Genomic DNA, 16,928 nt, shown 5'->3' on the forward strand with positions numbered 1-16,928 from the left:
GCGGCAACAGCAACGCCTCACGGCACTGCACTCGTCTCGTTGGAGTCAATCTATGAAGTTGCCTTTTAAACCACATCTTGTTGTTCTGCTTTGCAGTGCGGGGCTGTTTGCCGCCTCGGGCGTCATGTTCGTTAAAAGCCGCGCAACGGAACCCGCTCCCGCACCTGCGCCGGTAGCCCCGCAGCTCCCCGACCCGGCAGCACAGCCTGCCCCGGTGGCCACCCCTGCCTATACCGCCGCGCAGATCGATCAGTGGACCGCGCCCATTGCGCTCTACCCCGATGCGCTGCTGTCGCAAATTCTGATGGCCTCAACCTATCCGGCGAGCGTGATTCAGGCCGCCCAGTGGTCAAAGGACAACCCTAAAATGCAGGGCGATGCCGCCATTCAGGCGGTCAGCGGGCAGCCATGGGATGCCAGCGTGAAATCGCTGGTCGCCTTTCCGCAGTTAATGTCGCTGATGGGGGAAAACCCGTCGTGGGTACAAAGCCTCGGCGACGCCTTTCTGGCCCAGCCAAAGGATGTGATGGATTCCGTGCAGCGTCTGCGCCTGCTGGCGAAGCAGACAGGCACATTGCAATCCACCCCGCAGCAGACCGTCACCACCGTGAAAAAATCTGCGCCAGCCTCCGCCAGTACAGCCGCGACGTCAACGTCGGCTAGTCCGACGGTGATTAAAATTGAGCCAGCCGATCCACAGGTGGTTTATGTCCCTACCTACAACCCTTCCACCGTTTACGGCACGTGGCCAAATGCCAGCTATCCGCCGGTGTATCTGCCTCCGTCTCCCGGCCAGCAGTTTACCAATAGTTTTGTCAGAGGCTTTGGCTATAGCCTCGGCGTAGCCACCACCTATGCGCTGTTCAGTAACATCGACTGGGACGATGACGACGATCATCATCACGATCATGATGACGATCACCACGGCGGTTATTCGCATAACGGCGATAACATTAATATTAATGTTAATAACTTCAATAAGATCACCGGCGAGCACCGTACCGATAATCACCAGGTCTGGCAGCATAATCCGGCCTACCGCAACGGCGTGCCCTACGCCAATAGCCAGCTTGCCAGCCGCTATCATCAGACTTCAGTGCCGGGCGGGTTGAGCGCTACCCGGCAGCAGCCGGTCAACCGCGATAGCCAGCGGCAGGCCGCGATGGCGCAGGTACAGCAGTCGACGGGCAAAACGCTCACACAGCTACAGCATGGCGACGCGCATTTCCCGCAACATTCAGCGTCCGCGCAGCAACTGAAGCAGCTCTCTCAGCGCAGCAACTACCGCGGCTACGACAGCGCGCGGCCCCACGCACAACAGATGAATAATACTCTTGCGCAAACCAGACGCCCGACGCAGGTTCAGCATCAGCCGCTGCGGGCAAACGCCCTGAGCGGCAACGACAGCCGTTCGGCCAGCTGGCAGGCCCAGCACCAGCGCGGGCTGCAAAGCCGCCAGCACGCGTCGCTGAACAGTGAGCAGCGTGCCAGCTTCCGCCAGCAGCTGTCCGAACAGCATACCGAACACCATGAATTCCACCGTCGTTAAGGGAGCCGCCATGAACATGAAACCGATCGGTGGAATGCTGTTGTTGATGGTATCCACCTTCGCCTTCGCCCAGCAATCTTTCTCCACACCTGAGCAGGCGGCCAATGCCCTGACGAAGGCCATCAGCGAGCAGAATGAGAGCGCGATGGCCGACCTGCTGGGGGATAACTGGCGCGACTATCTGCCACCTGAAGGGGTTGATCCGGAGGCGGTGGCTCGATTCCTGCGTGACTGGAAGATAAACCATCGTACCGAAATCAGCGGCGATATTGCCCATCTGTCAGTTGGCGATAACGGCTGGCAACTCCCCATACCGGTAGTGAAGAAAAAAGAGGGCTGGCAATTTGATATGCAGAAAGCGGCTGATGAGATCCTGACCCGCGAAATCGGCCGCAACGAACTCGCGGCTATCGAAGCGCTGCATGCCTACGTCGACGCACAGCGGAGCTACTACGCCATGAACCACCGCTATGCACAGAAGATTGTCAGCACGCCAGGGCTAAAAGACGGCCTGTACTGGCCCATCTCGCCGGGCGAAGCGCCAAGCCCGCTGGGTCCCGCCTTTAGCCCGCCGGAGCCTGGTATGGGCTATCACGGCTATCGGTTCCGCATTCTGTCGGATAAAAATGGCTTTGCGATGGTTGCCTGGCCCGTAAGCTATGGTCAGACGGGGGTAATGAGCTTTGTCGTTAACCAGGAAGACAAGGTTTATCAGGCAAATCTCGGCAACGATTCGGCGCAGAAAGCGCAGGCGCTCGCTGCATACCACCCGGATAAAACCTGGCAGCCTGTCCCCCCCTGAACGCAGTGCATAAAAAAAGCGGCCTGAGGCCGCTTTTTTCATCTTAAGAAACTTATTTCTTCTTCGCTTTCGCGTTTGGCAGGTCGGTGATGCTACCTTCAAACACTTCTGCCGCCAGGCCCACGGACTCGTGCAGAGTCGGGTGAGCGTGGATGGTCAGCGCGATGTCTTCCGCGTCACAGCCCATTTCGATAGCCAGACCGATTTCACCCAGCAGCTCGCCGCCGTTGGTACCGACAATCGCACCACCGATTACACGGTGAGTTTCTTTGTCGAAGATCAGTTTGGTCATACCGTCTGCGCAGTCGGACGCGATAGCACGGCCAGAAGCAGCCCACGGGAAGGTGGCGGTTTCGTAGCTGATGCCTTTCTCTTTCGCTTCTTTCTCAGTCAGACCAACCCATGCAACTTCTGGCTCGGTGTAGGCGATAGATGGGATCACTTTCGGATCGAAGTAGTGCTTCATGCCGGCGATAACTTCAGCGGCAACGTGACCTTCGTGAACACCTTTGTGCGCCAGCATTGGCTGACCGACGATATCGCCGATAGCAAAGATGTGCGGCACGTTGGTACGCAGCTGTTTGTCAACGCGGATGAAGCCACGGTCGTCCACTTCCACGCCAGCTTTGCCCGCGTCGAGGTTTTTACCGTTCGGCACACGGCCGATAGCCACCAGCACGGCGTCGTAACGCTGTGGTTCGGATGGGGCTTTTTTGCCTTCCATGGAAACGTAAATACCGTCTTCTTTCGCTTCAACGGCAGTCACTTTGGTTTCCAGCATCAGGTTGAATTTCTTGCTGATGCGTTTGGTGAAGACTTTAACGATGTCTTTGTCGGCAGCCGGGATAACCTGGTCGAACATTTCAACCACGTCGATCTCTGAACCCAGCGCATGGTACACGGTACCCATTTCCAGACCGATGATACCGCCGCCCATAACCAGCAGACGCTTAGGAACGGTTTTCAGCTCCAGCGCATCGGTGGAATCCCACACGCGTGGATCTTCATGTGGAATGAATGGCAGTTCGATTGGGCGAGAGCCTGCCGCGATGATCGCGTTGTCGAAGTTAATCACGGTTTTACCGTTTTCACCTTCCACTTCCAAGGTGTTCGCACCGGTGAATTTACCCAGACCGTTTACCACTTTCACTTTACGGCCTTTGGCCATACCCGCCAGACCGCCGGTCAGCTGAGTGATAACTTTCTCTTTCCAGGTACGAATTTTGTCGATGTCGGTTTTCGGCTCGCCGAAGACGATACCGTGTTCAGCCAGCGCTTTGGCTTCTTCGATAACTTTCGCTACGTGCAGCAGCGCTTTAGAAGGGATACAGCCGACGTTCAGACAAACACCGCCGAGGGTGCTGTAACGTTCTACGATGACGGTTTCCAGACCTAAATCCGCGGCGCGAAATGCTGCGGAATAACCTGCCGGGCCTGCCCCAAGTACTACGACCTGAGTTTTGATTTCTGTGCTCATCATGACCTCTTAATGTATACCCGTCGTCCACCGGGTCGTTCTATCCGCCCGTATTTTACAAAATTGTTAACAATTTTGAAACAACAAACGGCTCACGAATTATCGCTTTCACCAATAACCTCAAAAACCCCATGAGATTATCAGAAAAAAGCCGGCCGATTGGCCGGCTTTTCGATTACATCACCAGGCGGCGAATGTCGCTCAGCATGTTGTTAATGATGGTGATGAAACGCGCACCATCAGCCCCGTCGATCACGCGGTGGTCGAAGGACAGAGAGATTGGCATCATCAGACGCGGTACGAACTCTTTGCCATTCCACACCGGCTCCATCGCGGACTTGGACACACCGAGGATAGCCACTTCCGGCGCGTTCACAATCGGCGCGAAGTGGGTGGTACCCAGGCCGCCGATGCTGGAGATGGTGAAGCAGCCGCCCTGCATTTCGCCGGCAGTCAGCTTACCATCACGCGCTTTCTTGGAGATGGTGGTCAGTTCACGGGACAGCTCTGTGACGCTCTTCTTGTTCACGTCTTTGAAGACCGGAACAACCAGACCATTTGGCGTATCAACCGCAACACCGATGTTGATGTATTTCTTCAGCGTCAGCTTCTGGCCGTCTTCGGACAGGGAGCTGTTGAAGCGTGGCATCTGTTCCAGCGCCGCCGCAACCGCTTTCATGATGAAGACCACTGGGGTGAACTTCACGTCCAGCTTACGCTTCTCAGCTTCGGCGTTCTGCTGTTTACGGAACGCTTCCAGATCGGTGATATCGGTCTTATCGAAGTGGGTAACGTGCGGGATCATCACCCAGTTACGGCTCAGGTTAGCACCGGAGATTTTCTGGATACGGCCCAGTTCCACTTCTTCGATTTCGCCGAACTTGCTGAAGTCCACTTTCGGCCATGGCAGCATACCCGGGATACCGCCGCCAGCGGCTGCCGCAGGTGCAGCTTCGGCGCGTTTCACCGCGTCTTTCACGTAAGCCTGAACGTCTTCGCGCAGGATACGACCTTTACGGCCGGTGCCCTTCACTTTCGCCAGGTTCACGCCGAATTCGCGCGCCAGGCGACGGATCAGCGGAGTCGCGTGGACATAAGCGTCGTTTTCAGCGAACTCAGATTTTTCTGCTTTAGCAGCAGGGGCAGCAGCCGGTTTAGCAGCCTGAGCCGGTGCAGCAGCCGGTGCCGGAGCAGCCGCAGCAGCAGGAGCGGCGGCAGGTGCAGCGCCTTCCACTTCGAAGACCATGATCAGAGAGCCGGTAGAGACTTTGTCGCCGGTGCTGATTTTGATCTCTTTAACGGTACCCGCGAACGGCGCAGGCACTTCCATGGAAGCTTTGTCGCCTTCAACGGTGATCAGTGACTGTTCAGCGGCAACTTTGTCGCCCACTTTCACCATCACTTCGGTCACTTCAACTTCGTCACCGCCGATGTCTGGTACGTTAACGTCTTTCACGCCGCCAGCAGCCGCTGGTGCAGCAGCCGGAGCCGGAGCAGCTTCCGCTTTCGCTGGAGCCGCAGCGCCTTCAGAGCCCGCCACTTCGAAAATCATGATCAGGGAACCCGTAGACACTTTGTCACCGGTGTTGATCTTGATCTCTTTAACGGTACCGGCGAATGGCGCTGGTACTTCCATAGAGGCTTTATCGCCTTCTACGGTGATCAGTGACTGCTCAGCCGCAACGGTATCGCCCACTTTCACCAGGATTTCAGTGACTTCAACTTCGTCACCGCCGATGTCAGGCACGTTCACTTCTTTCGCTGCCGCGGCCGCCGCTGGAGCAGCAGCAGGAGCGGCTTCTTTCTTCTCTTCCTGCGCAGGTGCAGCAGCTGCTGCACCGTCGGCGGAATCGAAAATCATGATCAGTTTGCCAGTCTCGGTTTTATCGCCAACAGAGACTTTGATCTCTTTAACGATGCCAGCCTGAGGAGACGGGACTTCCATAGAAGCTTTGTCGCCTTCTACGGTGATCAGCGACTGTTCAGCTTCAACTTTGTCGCCCACTTTGACCAGGATCTCGGTGATTTCAACTTCATCAGCCCCGATGTCCGGTACATTGATTTCGATAGCCATTATTCTTTTACCTCTTACGCCAGACGCGGGTTAACTTTATCTGCATCGATGTTGAATTTAGTAATTGCGTCTGCAACCACTTTCTTATCGATTTCGCCACGTTTAGCCAGTTCGCCCAGTGCTGCTACAACCACGTAGGAAGCATCAACTTCGAAGTGGTGACGCAGGTTTTCGCGGCTGTCAGAACGACCGAAGCCGTCAGTACCCAGTACGCGATAATCATCAGCTGGAACGTAAGTACGAACCTGCTCAGCGAACAGTTTCATATAGTCAGTAGACGCCACCGCTGGCGCGTCGTTCATCACCTGAGCGATGTACGGAACGCGTGGGGTTTCCATTGGGTGCAGCATGTTCCAGCGCTCACAATCCTGGCCATCACGCGCCAGTTCAGTGAAGGAGGTAACAGAGTACACATCGGAACCCACACCGTAGTCTTTCGCCAGGATCTGCGCTGCTTCACGAACGTGACGCAGGATAGAACCGGAGCCCAGCAGCTGAACTTTACCTTTGCTACCTTCGATGGTTTCGAGTTTGTAGATACCTTTACGGATACCTTCCTCGGCGCCTGCTGGCATTGCCGGCATGTGGTAGTTTTCGTTCAGGGTGGTGATGTAGTAGTAAATATTCTCTTGCGCTTCACCGTACATGCGCTGCAAGCCGTCATGCATGATGACTGCCACTTCGTACGCGTAAGACGGATCGTAAGAGATACAGTTAGGGATAGTCAGAGACTGAATGTGGCTATGACCATCTTCGTGCTGTAGACCTTCACCGTTCAGGGTCGTACGACCGGAAGTACCACCGATCAGGAAGCCGCGAGCCTGCTGGTCGCCTGCCTGCCAGCACAGGTCACCGATACGCTGGAACCCGAACATGGAGTAGTAAATGTAGAACGGGATCATCGGCAGGTTGTTGGTGCTGTAAGAGGTCGCAGCGGCCAGCCAGGATGCGCCTGCACCCAGTTCGTTGATACCTTCCTGAAGGATCTGGCCTTTCTCGTCTTCTTTGTAGTATGCAACCTGCTCACGGTCCTGCGGGGTGTACTGCTGGCCGTTCGGGCTGTAGATACCGATCTGACGGAACAGACCTTCCATACCGAAAGTACGCGCTTCGTCGGCGATGATTGGAACCAGACGATCTTTGATCGACTTGTTCTTCAGCATCACGTTCAGGGCACGAACGAAAGCGATAGTGGTAGAGATCTCTTTGTTCTGCTCTTCCAGCAGCTGAGAGAAATCTTCCAGCGCTGGCAGTTCCAGCTTCTCGGTGAAGTTAGGCTGACGAGCAGGCAGGTAGCCTTTCAGCGCCTGACGACGTTCGTGCAGGTACTTGTGTTCTTCAGACCCTTCCGGGAAGGTGATGTAAGACAGTTTTTCTACCTGCTCATCGGTCACTGGAACGTTGAAACGGTCGCGGATATAACGCACGCCGTCCATGTTCATTTTCTTAACCTGGTGAGCGATGTTCTTACCTTCTGCGGTATCACCCATGCCGTAACCTTTGATGGTGTGGGCCAGGATCACAGTCGCTTTACCTTTGGTTTCACGCGCTTTTTTCAGTGCAGCGTAAACTTTCTTCGGATCGTGACCACCGCGGTTCAGCGCCCAGATCTGCTCGTCAGTCCAGTCTGCAACCAGGGCTGCGGTTTCAGGATATTTGCCGAAGAAGTGCTCACGAACGTAGGCACCGTCTTTGGATTTGAAGGTCTGGTAGTCGCCGTCAACGGTTTCGTTCATCAGCTGGATCAGTTTACCGCTGGTGTCTTTACGCAGCAGTTCATCCCAACGACCGCCCCACATCACTTTGATCACGTTCCAGCCAGCACCTGCGAAGATGCCTTCCAGTTCGTTGATGATCTTGCCGTTACCGGTTACCGGACCATCCAGACGTTGCAGGTTACAGTTGATGATGAAGCACAGGTTGTCCAGCTTCTCACGGGTCGCGATGGTGATGGCGCCTTTAGATTCTGGCTCATCCATTTCACCGTCGCCCAGGAAGGCGTAAACGGTCTGCTCAGAGGTGTCTTTCAGACCACGGTGTTCCAGGTACTTCAGGAATTTAGCCTGATAGATCGCACCGATTGGACCCAGACCCATAGATACGGTCGGGAACTGCCAGAACTCAGGCATCAGTTTAGGGTGCGGGTAAGAAGACAGACCCTTACCGTGAACTTCCTGACGGAAGTTGTTCATCTGCTCTTCAGTCAGACGACCTTCCAGGAAGGCACGTGCATAGATGCCCGGAGAGATGTGGCCCTGGAAGTACACCAGATCGCCGCCGTCTTTCTCGTTAGCTGCACGGAAGAAGTGGTTGAAGCACACTTCGTAAATGGTCGCAGAAGACTGGAAGGACGCCATGTGGCCACCCAGTTCCAGGTCTTTCTTAGATGCGCGCAGAACGGTCATGATGGCGTTCCAGCGGATAGCAGAACGGATACGGCGTTCCAGATCCAGATTGCCCGGGTATTCCGGTTCGTCTTCGACGGCAATCGTGTTTACGTAGTTGCTAGCCCCTGCACCTGAAGCCACTTTCACGCCGCCTTTGCGTGCTTCAGAAAGCAGCTGATCAATCAGATACTGAGCGCGCTCAACACCTTCTTCACGGATGACCGATTCGATCGCCTGTAGCCAGTCGCGAGTTTCGATCGGATCCACGTCATTTTGGAGACGTTCTGACATGGGGGTATTCCTTATCTATCTAATACGTTGATTTGTCTGGAACCTGTCCCATTGTATTTTCGCCAGAAAACACAATAAGACAGGTTCTGCGTTTAGTTGCCGCGCTCTAAAAGTACCTGGCGCTTAATCCTTTCGTTGCTGTATGCGGCGTAATGAACGTTCGCGACGCGATTGTTCACGGCTGCGGTCCAGCAAGATTTCCTCAATGAAAGCCAGATGGCGGTGCGACGCTTCGCGCGCCTGCTCCGGTTCCCCGGCCATTATCGCCTCGAATACTCGGGTGCGATGGTTGCTTACCAGCGGGAGCATCTCCCGACGGGCATACAACAATTCAAAATTCTGACGAACGTTCTGGGCCAGCATCGGCTCCATGCAGCGTAGCAGATGGAGGAGCACCACGTTGTGCGCCGCTTCGGTGACGGCAATTTGATACTGGACGACGGCGCTGGACTCGGCGTCTAAATCGCCGGACTGCTGTGCCCGTTCAATGGCCTGATGCAGCTCGCGAATACGTATGCGGTCTTCATCAGTGCTGCGAAGGGCGGCGTAATAGGCCGCGATACCTTCCAGCGCGTGACGGGTCTCAAGCAGATCAAACTGGGATTCTGGGTGGTCAGAGAGAAGTTCTACCAGCGGGTCGCTGAAGCTCTGCCACAGGCTGTTTTGCACAAAGGTTCCGCCACCCTGGCGACGGAGCAACAGGCCCTTTGCTTCGAGACGTTGAATCGCCTCACGCAGAGAGGGACGTGAAACGTCGAACTGTTTTGCCAGCTCGCGTTCTGGCGGGAGCTTCTCGCCCGGGCGCAGTGTCCCTTCGAGAATTAAAAACTCCAGCTGCTGCTCAATCACATCGGAAAGTTTTGGTTGGCGAATTTTGCTGTAGGCCATATTCCCTGTCTTACGCCTTTTTGCCCGGAGTCAATTGGTCTTACCAATTTCATGTTCGTATCGCTAAAGTAACAAAGTATTCACCTTCTGTCCATATTGGTTTTGATTGAAATCAGTAAACCCGGCACATTTTAACAACCTTACAGAACTAACGTTTCAGGAATGTAACTTTGCACAAATGAAATGGTTACTACCAAAGAGGCAGTTTTAACCATAATGAAACGAGGGTTTTTGCAATCTGAAGCGATTCAACAAGGCAAAAAATGAAAATTCGCCCTCTTATGATGAATTTCTATTCTATAGGTTGGGGTATGAGGGGTTAACGTACCGATTTACAATTGGTTTCTTTTTATTCAAGTCGTCATCGCCCCTTCATAAAGCAGGTGCATTCGCTGGCGCTTACCACTATTCTGGCGCTAACGGAAGCCATCTCCGCTTTTTTCGGTATCGTTAACCGTAAAGAAATAAATACAGAATATGGACTTTCATAATTACATACGCACAGCGTGAACATAACAACCACACACGAGGTTTCAAATGGAAGCTCAACAGCATGGCGATCAGCTAAAGCGCGGCCTTAAAAACCGCCATATACAGCTCATCGCCCTGGGCGGTGCTATTGGTACTGGCCTGTTTCTGGGCAGTGCATCGGTTATCCAGTCGGCCGGTCCGGGCATTATTTTGGGGTACGCGATAGCGGGTTTCATTGCATTTCTGATTATGCGTCAGTTAGGGGAAATGGTTGTTGAGGAGCCGGTCGCAGGCTCATTCAGCCACTTCGCCTATAAATACTGGGGCAGCTTCGCAGGTTTCGCCTCGGGCTGGAACTACTGGGTTCTGTACGTTCTGGTTGCCATGGCCGAGCTGACCGCCGTCGGGAAATACATTCAGTTCTGGTACCCGGAGATCCCTACCTGGGCGTCTGCGGCGGCCTTCTTCGTCCTGATTAACGCCATTAACCTCACCAACGTAAAAGTGTTCGGTGAGATGGAGTTCTGGTTTGCCATCATCAAAGTGATTGCCGTTGTAGCGATGATCATCTTCGGCGGCTGGCTGCTGTTCAGCGGCAACGGCGGCCCGCAGGCCACCGTGCGCAACCTTTGGGAGCAAGGCGGGTTCTTGCCTCACGGCATGACCGGCCTGGTGATGATGATGGCGATCATTATGTTCTCCTTCGGCGGTCTGGAGCTGGTGGGCATCACCGCCGCGGAAGCCGACAACCCGGAACAGAGCATCCCGAAAGCCACAAATCAGGTTATCTACCGCATCCTGATCTTCTATGTGGGCTCCCTGGCGGTGCTGCTCTCGCTGCTGCCATGGACGCGCGTCACGGCGGATACCAGCCCGTTTGTGCTCATCTTCCACGAGCTGGGCGATACCTTCGTGGCGAACGCGCTCAACGTCGTGGTGCTGACCGCTGCGCTCTCCGTTTATAACAGCTGCGTTTACTGCAACAGCCGTATGCTGTTCGGCCTGGCGCAACAGGGCAACGCACCGAAAGCGCTGCTCACCGTTGATAAGCGTGGCGTACCGGTTAATACCATCATCGTGTCGGCGGTCGTGACGGCGCTGTGCGTGCTGATTAACTACCTGGCCCCGGAATCAGCCTTCGGTCTGCTGATGGCGCTGGTGGTTTCCGCCCTGGTGATTAACTGGGCAATGATTAGCCTCGCGCACATCAAGTTCCGCCGCGCCAAGCAGCAGCAGGGCGTAACCACGCGCTTCCCTGCCCTGCTCTATCCGCTGGGGAACTGGGTTTGCCTGCTGTTCATGGCAGCTGTACTGGTCATCATGCTCATCACCCCAGGCATGGCGATTTCCGTCTACCTGATCCCGGTCTGGATTGCGATCCTCGGCGTGGGTTATATGGTGAAACAGAAAAATGCCAAAACGGTGAAAGCGCACTAAATGTTTTCTCGCTGTACTCGCGGTTGCGGGTACAGCGTCTTGTTACCTTCCTCACAAATTCACGCCAACAGCAAAATCCTCCATATCACCGCCTTTATATTGCAACGCATATATTCGTTTGCCAGCGAATAATTCTCTCCATACCGAAACCCGGAGAGCTGTCGATGAATAACAACAAACTGTCAGTAAAAGAAAAGATCGGCTATGGCATGGGTGACGCCGGATGCAACATTATCTTTGGCGCCATCATGTTATTTGTTAACTATTTTTATACGGATATTTTTGGTCTGGCTCCTGCACTGGTTGGCGTTTTACTCCTGTCCGTGCGCGTCATTGATGCCGTAACGGACCCGATCATGGGCGCGATTGCTGACCGTACCCGCAGCAAATATGGCCGGTTTCGTCCATGGCTGCTGTGGATTGCCTTCCCCTATGCGCTGTTCAGCATTCTGATGTTCACCACGCCAGAGTGGAGCTATAACAGCAAAGTTATCTATGCCTTTGTCACCTACTTCCTGCTGTCGCTGACCTATACCGCCATCAATATTCCGTACTGCTCGCTCGGCGGCGTGATCACCAACGACCCGAAAGAGCGCGTTGCCTGCCAGTCCTACCGTTTTGTTATGGTTGGTATCGCCACGCTGCTGCTGTCGCTAACGCTCCTGCCAATGGCCGACTGGTTCGGTGGGGATAACAAAGCCAAAGGCTACCAGATGGCGATGACCGTGCTGGCGCTGATTGGTACCTGCATGTTCCTGTTCTGCTTCGCCACGGTGCGCGAGCGCGTGCGTCCGGCGGTGCAAACCCATGACGAACTTAAAAACGACCTGAAAGACGTGTGGAAGAACGACCAGTGGGTGCGGATCCTGCTGTTAACCCTGTGCAACGTCTGCCCTGGCTTTATCCGCATGGCGGCCACCATGTATTACGTTACCTGGGTCATGGGGCAAAGCACCCATTTCGCCACGCTGTTTATCAGCCTGGGCGTGATCGGCATGATGTTCGGCAGTATGCTGGCGAAAGTGCTGACCGACCGCTGGTGTAAGCTGAAGGTCTTCTTCTGGACCAACATCGCGCTGGCGATTTTCTCCTGCGCCTTCTACTTCTTCGACCCGAAAGCGACGACAACCATTGTTGTGCTTTACGTCCTGCTGAACATCCTGCACCAGATCCCATCCCCGCTGCACTGGTCCCTGATGGCCGACGTGGACGACTACGGTGAATGGAAAACCGGGAAACGTATCACCGGGATCAGCTTCTCCGGCAACATCTTCTTCCTGAAACTGGGTCTGGCGATTGCCGGGGCAATGGTCGGTTTCCTGCTCTCCTGGTACGGCTACGATGCGGGCGCAAAAGCGCAGAGCGCGGATGCCATCAACGGGATCGTGCTGCTCTTTACCGTCATTCCTGGCATTGGATACTTAATTACCGCGGGCGTAGTACGTCTGCTGAAAGTGGACCGTGAGACCATGAAGCAGATCCAGTCCGATCTGGAAAAGCGTCGCACCAACTATCGCGAGCTGAACGATTATCAGGAACTCAAAGCCGCTGAGACTAAATAAGGAAAGCCGAATGCAAACCTGGCCAAACCCGTTTATTGAACAACGCGCCGACCCGTATATCCTGCGTCACGATGGGCAATATTACTTTATCGCCTCCGTACCGGAGTACGATCGGCTGGCGATCCGCCGCGCGGACTCGCTGGAAGGTTTACGCGATGCCGAAGAGGTGGTTGTCTGGCGCAAGCCCGACACCGGCCCGATGAGCCAGCTGATCTGGGCACCGGAACTGCATCATATCGACGGCAGTTGGTACATCTATTTTGCCGCCACGCATACCCAGGCGCTCGATCATCTCGGGATGTTCCAGCATCGCATGTTTGCCATTGAATGCGCAGATCGCGATCCGCTCACCGGTACGTGGGTAGAAAAAGGGCAAATCAAAACCCCGTTTGACACCTTCGCGCTGGATGCCACCACCTTTGTTCATCAGGGTAAACGCTGGTATTTGTGGGCACAAAAAGCCCCGGATATTTCCGGTAACTCGAATCTTTACCTGTGTGAAATGGAAAATCCGTGGACGCTGAAAGGCGAGCCGGTGATGCTCAGTAAACCGGAATATGACTGGGAGTGCCGCGGGTTCTGGGTCAATGAAGGCCCGGCGGTGCTGTTCCATGGCGATAAGCTGTTTATCAGCTATTCCGCCAGCGCCACCGACGAGAACTACTGCATGGGATTACTGTGGGCAGACCTGAATGCCGATCCGCAAAACCCGGCTAACTGGCATAAATCCCCGCGCCCGGTGTTCGTCACCAGCTACGAAAACCGTCAGTATGGGCCAGGCCATAACAGCTTTACGCAGACGCCGGAAGGCGAAGATGTGCTGGTCTACCACGCGCGAAACTACACTGAAATTGAAGGCGATCCGCTTTACGATCCCAATCGCCATACTCGCCTGAAACTCATCCGCTGGAACGAAAACGGGATGCCTGAATTCGGCATCCCGCCCGCAGATACACCGTAACGGCTTCGGCGCGCTGGCTTAAACCAGCGTGCCGTAAATCGTCAGCAGCGCCACAATCACCACCACCACAAACGACGTTTTCTTCGCCATCGAGACGGCAGCCTTTGGCGTTGCGACTTTGTCCGTGTGCGGCTCACGCGCCAGCGAGAACTGTGCCAGTCGGGTTAAAACCTGATACTGCGAGGTATGACGGTCAGCAAGGGAGACAAACCACGCGGGCAGCGCCTTTTCACCGTGACCGATGAGGGCATAGACCACGCCTACCAGACGCACCGGAAGCCAGTCGAGCACGTGCAGGATGGCATCAATGCCGGACTGTAGACGTTCATGCGGCGTAAGATAGCGGGCAAGCCAGGTCTGCCAGGCGCGCAGGAACGCGTAACCCATCAGCAGTACCGGCCCCCAGGGTCCGCCCACCACGAACCAGAACAGCGGCGCCAGGTAGTAACGGAAGTTAATCCACAGCAGCGCGTTTTGCAGCTCCCGCAGAAACTCGCGTTCATCGCAGTCCGGCGGTACGCCGTGGATCATCGTCAACTCGCTCGCCATCGCGCCGCGCGCGTGGGCATCATCCCGGGAAGCGGCTTTCAGATACGCGTGATAGTGCAAACGCACCTTGCCCGCGCCAATACACAACACACCGAGCAGGATCCACACCACCAGCAGCGGCACGTTGAAAAAGAGGCCGTAAAGCGAGCGCAGCAACAGGAACGTAATGGCCATCACGCCTGCCGCCATCAGCAGCGTGCGCAGCATGGAAAAATGTCTGATGCGGCGGAATAACACCTCCAGCCGATGATCCAGATGCCAGTGCTCGCCGAGCTTAAACAGGCGTTCAGCGATCATAACCAGCAGCATGGTAAACAACGTCATGTTATCTCCTTATCTGACGACGTGGTAAGCATGGCGTGAAACCGGGACCAGTCAAACGCCGGGCCGGGGTCGGTTTTTCTTTCGGGGGCGATGTCGCTGTGCCCTGTAATATTGTCTGCAATGGCGGGATAGCGCCCGATTAACGTTTGCGTTACAGCAACCAGTTTCTCATATTGCGCATCGGTGTAAGGCGTGGTGTCCGTTCCTTCCAGTTCAATTCCAATGGAGAAATCATTGCACCGCTCGCGCCCCTGATACTTCGACACGCCGGCATGCCAGGCACGCTTATCAAAAGGAACATACTGAACCACTTCGCCATCACGACGGATCAGACAGTGCGCCGATACGCGCAGATGCGCAATCTCAGCAAAGAAGGGGTGGGCATCGGGATCTATCGTTCCAGTGAATAACGCATCGATCCACGGACCGCCAAACTCACCCGGCGGGAGACTAATATTGTGAACCACCAGCAGTGTGGGCTTTTCATCCTCCGGGCGGCAGTCGTGGTGCGGCGACGGTACATGCCGCGCGTCCACCAGCCATCCGTTTTCTAACAACATGCTGGAACTCCTTATCTATGGTGCTGTTACTCGGTTCAGAGTAGCATGTTTCAATATTATGATTCGTTACCAATTTGGAGTTTTATCATGCCGCCTCGCCGCTATAACCCCGACCACCGACGTGACGCGCTTCTGGAACGTATTAATAGTGATATCCCGGCAAGCGTTGCCCATGCCCTGAGAGAAGATCTCGGCGGTGACGTCAGCGCCGATAACGATATTACCGCCCAATTGTTGCCAAAAGAGACACGCTCGCATGCGGTGGTTATCACCCGTGAAGCAGGGGTTTTCTGCGGCAAGCGCTGGGTTGAAGAGGTCTTTACCCAGCTGGCGGGTGATGATGTGCAGGTCACATGGCACGTGGAGGACGGCGATAGCGTCACGCCAAATCAGCCACTGTTCGAACTGGACGGCCCGTCCCGCGTCTTGCTGACTGGTGAACGCACCGCGCTCAATTTTGTGCAAACGCTCTCTGGCGTTGCCAGTGAAGTACGCCGCTACGTTGACCTGCTGGCAGGCACCCGCACGCAGCTGCTGGATACCCGTAAAACCCTGCCGGGCCTGCGCACCGCGCTGAAATACGCGGTACTCTGCGGTGGCGGCGCCAACCATCGTCTGGGGCTATCCGATGCCTTCCTGATCAAAGAGAACCACATTATTGCCTCTGGCTCAGTGCGTCAGGCCGTGGAAAAAGCCTTCTGGCTGCATCCGGATGTGCCCGTCGAAGTGGAAGTGGAAACGCTGGAGGAGCTGGACGAGGCCATTAAAGCGGGGGCTGACATCATCATGCTCGATAACTTCGACACGGAGCAGATGCGTGAAGCGGTCAAACGCACAAACGGCCAGGCGCAGCTTGAGGTGTCCGGCAACGTGACGTTCGACACCATCCGCGAATTTGCTGAAACCGGCGTCGATTACATCTCCGTAGGCGCCCTGACCAAGCACGTCCGCGCCCTCGACCTCTCGATGCGCTTCAAATAAATTATCCCCCCTCTCCGCCCGGAGAGGGGAAATACGAAACCGCTCGCAATTACGCTGTCCTTCTCTGCAACACTGAATCATTTCCCTGAAAGCCCCTTCACGTTCACGCTTTTGTCCCTCGTTTTCGCATGCTGGCACTGCCACAGTAGCGCCACTTAACATAAGGAGCAGACATGAACAGACAACAAGGATTTACCCTGATTGAGCTAATGGTGGTCATTGGCATTATTGCCATCCTGAGCGCGATTGGCGTCCCGGCCTATCAGAACTACCTGCGAAAAGCGGCGCTCACCGATATGCTGCAAACGTTCATCCCCTACCGCACCGCCATTGAGCTTTGCGCCCTGGATCGTGGTGGTGTGGATCGCTGCGACGCAGGCACCAATGGCATCCCCTCCCCGACAACCACACGTTACGTTTCAGCGATGAGCGTGGCGAAGGGGATCGTATCGTTAACAGGGCAGGAAAGCCTTAACGGACTTGAAGTGCTCATGACACCGATCTGGAGCGACGGTAACGGTATGACGGGCTGGACGCGTGACTGCAAAATTGCGTCCGACACGGCGCTCAGACAAGCCTGTGAAGATGTTTTCCGCTTCGACAACAACTGACAGG

At 55.2% G+C, this 16,928-nt stretch carries 13 protein-coding genes; 7 read left to right on the forward strand and 6 right to left on the reverse strand.

Annotated features, from left to right (window positions below; translation table 11 throughout):
* Positions 1-52: 52 nt before the first annotated feature.
* Entirely contained in the window at positions 53-1,549 is a 1,497-nt protein-coding gene (locus tag ACOTX1_RS09475; RefSeq protein ID WP_023315406.1) for a DUF3300 domain-containing protein, read from the forward strand.
* Positions 1,550-1,559: 10 nt separating this feature from the next.
* Positions 1,560-2,351 (forward strand): DUF2950 family protein, encoded by a 792-nt coding sequence (locus ACOTX1_RS09480; RefSeq protein WP_023315405.1) that lies wholly within the window; start codon positions 1,560-1,562, stop codon positions 2,349-2,351.
* A gap of 52 nt (positions 2,352-2,403) precedes the next feature.
* Here ACOTX1_RS09480 and lpdA read toward each other — a convergent pair whose 3' ends face one another.
* The 4 genes from lpdA to pdhR form a co-directional block, all read right to left on the reverse strand.
* Entirely contained in the window at positions 2,404-3,828 is a 1,425-nt protein-coding gene (gene lpdA / locus ACOTX1_RS09485) for a dihydrolipoyl dehydrogenase (protein ID WP_003856313.1), read from the reverse strand.
* Between the two features lie 175 nt (positions 3,829-4,003).
* Positions 4,004-5,902 carry a pyruvate dehydrogenase complex dihydrolipoyllysine-residue acetyltransferase gene (gene aceF / locus ACOTX1_RS09490; protein ID WP_023315404.1) on the reverse strand — a complete coding sequence of 633 codons (1,899 nt, stop codon included), beginning with the start codon at positions 5,900-5,902 and terminating at the stop codon, positions 4,004-4,006.
* Positions 5,903-5,916: 14 nt separating this feature from the next.
* Entirely contained in the window at positions 5,917-8,580 is a 2,664-nt protein-coding gene (aceE, locus tag ACOTX1_RS09495; RefSeq protein ID WP_003856315.1) for a pyruvate dehydrogenase (acetyl-transferring), homodimeric type, read from the reverse strand.
* 123 nt (positions 8,581-8,703) lie between these two features.
* Positions 8,704-9,468: a pyruvate dehydrogenase complex transcriptional repressor PdhR gene (pdhR, locus tag ACOTX1_RS09500; protein WP_023315403.1), complete on the reverse strand. Its 765-nt coding sequence runs from the start codon at positions 9,466-9,468 to the stop codon at positions 8,704-8,706.
* Between the two features lie 537 nt (positions 9,469-10,005).
* Between pdhR and aroP the strand changes: the two genes are divergently transcribed.
* From aroP to ACOTX1_RS09515, 3 genes are all read left to right on the forward strand, one after another.
* Positions 10,006-11,376: an aromatic amino acid transporter AroP gene (gene aroP / locus ACOTX1_RS09505; protein WP_003856317.1), complete on the forward strand. Its 1,371-nt coding sequence runs from the start codon at positions 10,006-10,008 to the stop codon at positions 11,374-11,376.
* A gap of 164 nt (positions 11,377-11,540) precedes the next feature.
* A complete protein-coding gene (locus ACOTX1_RS09510; RefSeq protein WP_023315402.1) occupies positions 11,541-12,938 on the forward strand; it encodes a glycoside-pentoside-hexuronide (GPH):cation symporter in 1,398 nt (465 codons plus the stop codon).
* A gap of 10 nt (positions 12,939-12,948) precedes the next feature.
* Positions 12,949-13,899, forward strand: a complete 951-nt coding sequence (locus ACOTX1_RS09515; protein WP_023315401.1) for a family 43 glycosylhydrolase — start codon at positions 12,949-12,951, stop codon at positions 13,897-13,899.
* Positions 13,900-13,917: 18 nt separating this feature from the next.
* Here the strand turns inward: ACOTX1_RS09515 and ampE are convergent, their stop codons facing one another.
* Positions 13,918-14,772, reverse strand: a complete 855-nt coding sequence (gene ampE, locus ACOTX1_RS09520; protein WP_003856320.1) for a beta-lactamase regulator AmpE — start codon at positions 14,770-14,772, stop codon at positions 13,918-13,920.
* On the reverse strand, positions 14,769-15,332 hold the full coding sequence (gene ampD / locus ACOTX1_RS09525) for a 1,6-anhydro-N-acetylmuramyl-L-alanine amidase AmpD (RefSeq protein ID WP_003856321.1): 564 nt from the start codon (positions 15,330-15,332) through the stop codon (positions 14,769-14,771). Before ampD ends, ampE begins: the two co-directional genes overlap by 4 nt.
* Positions 15,333-15,419: 87 nt before the next feature.
* On the opposite strand from ampD, the gene nadC reads away from it, so the two are divergent.
* Together nadC and ppdD are read left to right on the forward strand one after the other, a co-directional pair.
* Entirely contained in the window at positions 15,420-16,313 is an 894-nt protein-coding gene (nadC, locus tag ACOTX1_RS09530) for a carboxylating nicotinate-nucleotide diphosphorylase (RefSeq protein WP_023315400.1), read from the forward strand.
* A gap of 173 nt (positions 16,314-16,486) precedes the next feature.
* Positions 16,487-16,924, forward strand: coding sequence for a prepilin peptidase-dependent pilin (ppdD, locus tag ACOTX1_RS09535; RefSeq protein ID WP_023315399.1), 438 nt, complete (start codon positions 16,487-16,489; stop codon positions 16,922-16,924).
* The last annotated feature ends 4 nt before the right edge of the window (positions 16,925-16,928 follow it).

The sequence above is a fragment of the Enterobacter cloacae complex sp. IR5401 genome, assembly GCF_049238425.1.
In the GTDB taxonomy this organism is placed as follows: domain Bacteria; phylum Pseudomonadota; class Gammaproteobacteria; order Enterobacterales; family Enterobacteriaceae; genus Enterobacter; species Enterobacter hormaechei_C.

Excerpts from the sequence above, each read along its gene's own strand:
- ACOTX1_RS09475 (WP_023315406.1), top strand. The coding sequence starts at position 53 with ATGAAGTTGCCTTTTAAACCACATCTTGTTGTTCTGCTTTGCAGTGCG.
- ACOTX1_RS09480 (WP_023315405.1), top strand. The coding sequence starts at position 1,560 with ATGAACATGAAACCGATCGGTGGAATGCTGTTGTTGATGGTATCCACC.
- lpdA (WP_003856313.1), bottom strand. The coding sequence starts at position 3,828 with ATGAGCACAGAAATCAAAACTCAGGTCGTAGTACTTGGGGCAGGCCCG.
- aceF (WP_023315404.1), bottom strand. The coding sequence starts at position 5,902 with ATGGCTATCGAAATCAATGTACCGGACATCGGGGCTGATGAAGTTGAA.
- aceE (WP_003856315.1), bottom strand. The coding sequence starts at position 8,580 with ATGTCAGAACGTCTCCAAAATGACGTGGATCCGATCGAAACTCGCGAC.
- pdhR (WP_023315403.1), bottom strand. The coding sequence starts at position 9,468 with ATGGCCTACAGCAAAATTCGCCAACCAAAACTTTCCGATGTGATTGAG.
- aroP (WP_003856317.1), top strand. The coding sequence starts at position 10,006 with ATGGAAGCTCAACAGCATGGCGATCAGCTAAAGCGCGGCCTTAAAAAC.
- ACOTX1_RS09510 (WP_023315402.1), top strand. The coding sequence starts at position 11,541 with ATGAATAACAACAAACTGTCAGTAAAAGAAAAGATCGGCTATGGCATG.
- ACOTX1_RS09515 (WP_023315401.1), top strand. The coding sequence starts at position 12,949 with ATGCAAACCTGGCCAAACCCGTTTATTGAACAACGCGCCGACCCGTAT.
- ampE (WP_003856320.1), bottom strand. The coding sequence starts at position 14,772 with ATGACGTTGTTTACCATGCTGCTGGTTATGATCGCTGAACGCCTGTTT.
- ampD (WP_003856321.1), bottom strand. The coding sequence starts at position 15,332 with ATGTTGTTAGAAAACGGATGGCTGGTGGACGCGCGGCATGTACCGTCG.
- nadC (WP_023315400.1), top strand. The coding sequence starts at position 15,420 with ATGCCGCCTCGCCGCTATAACCCCGACCACCGACGTGACGCGCTTCTG.
- ppdD (WP_023315399.1), top strand. The coding sequence starts at position 16,487 with ATGAACAGACAACAAGGATTTACCCTGATTGAGCTAATGGTGGTCATT.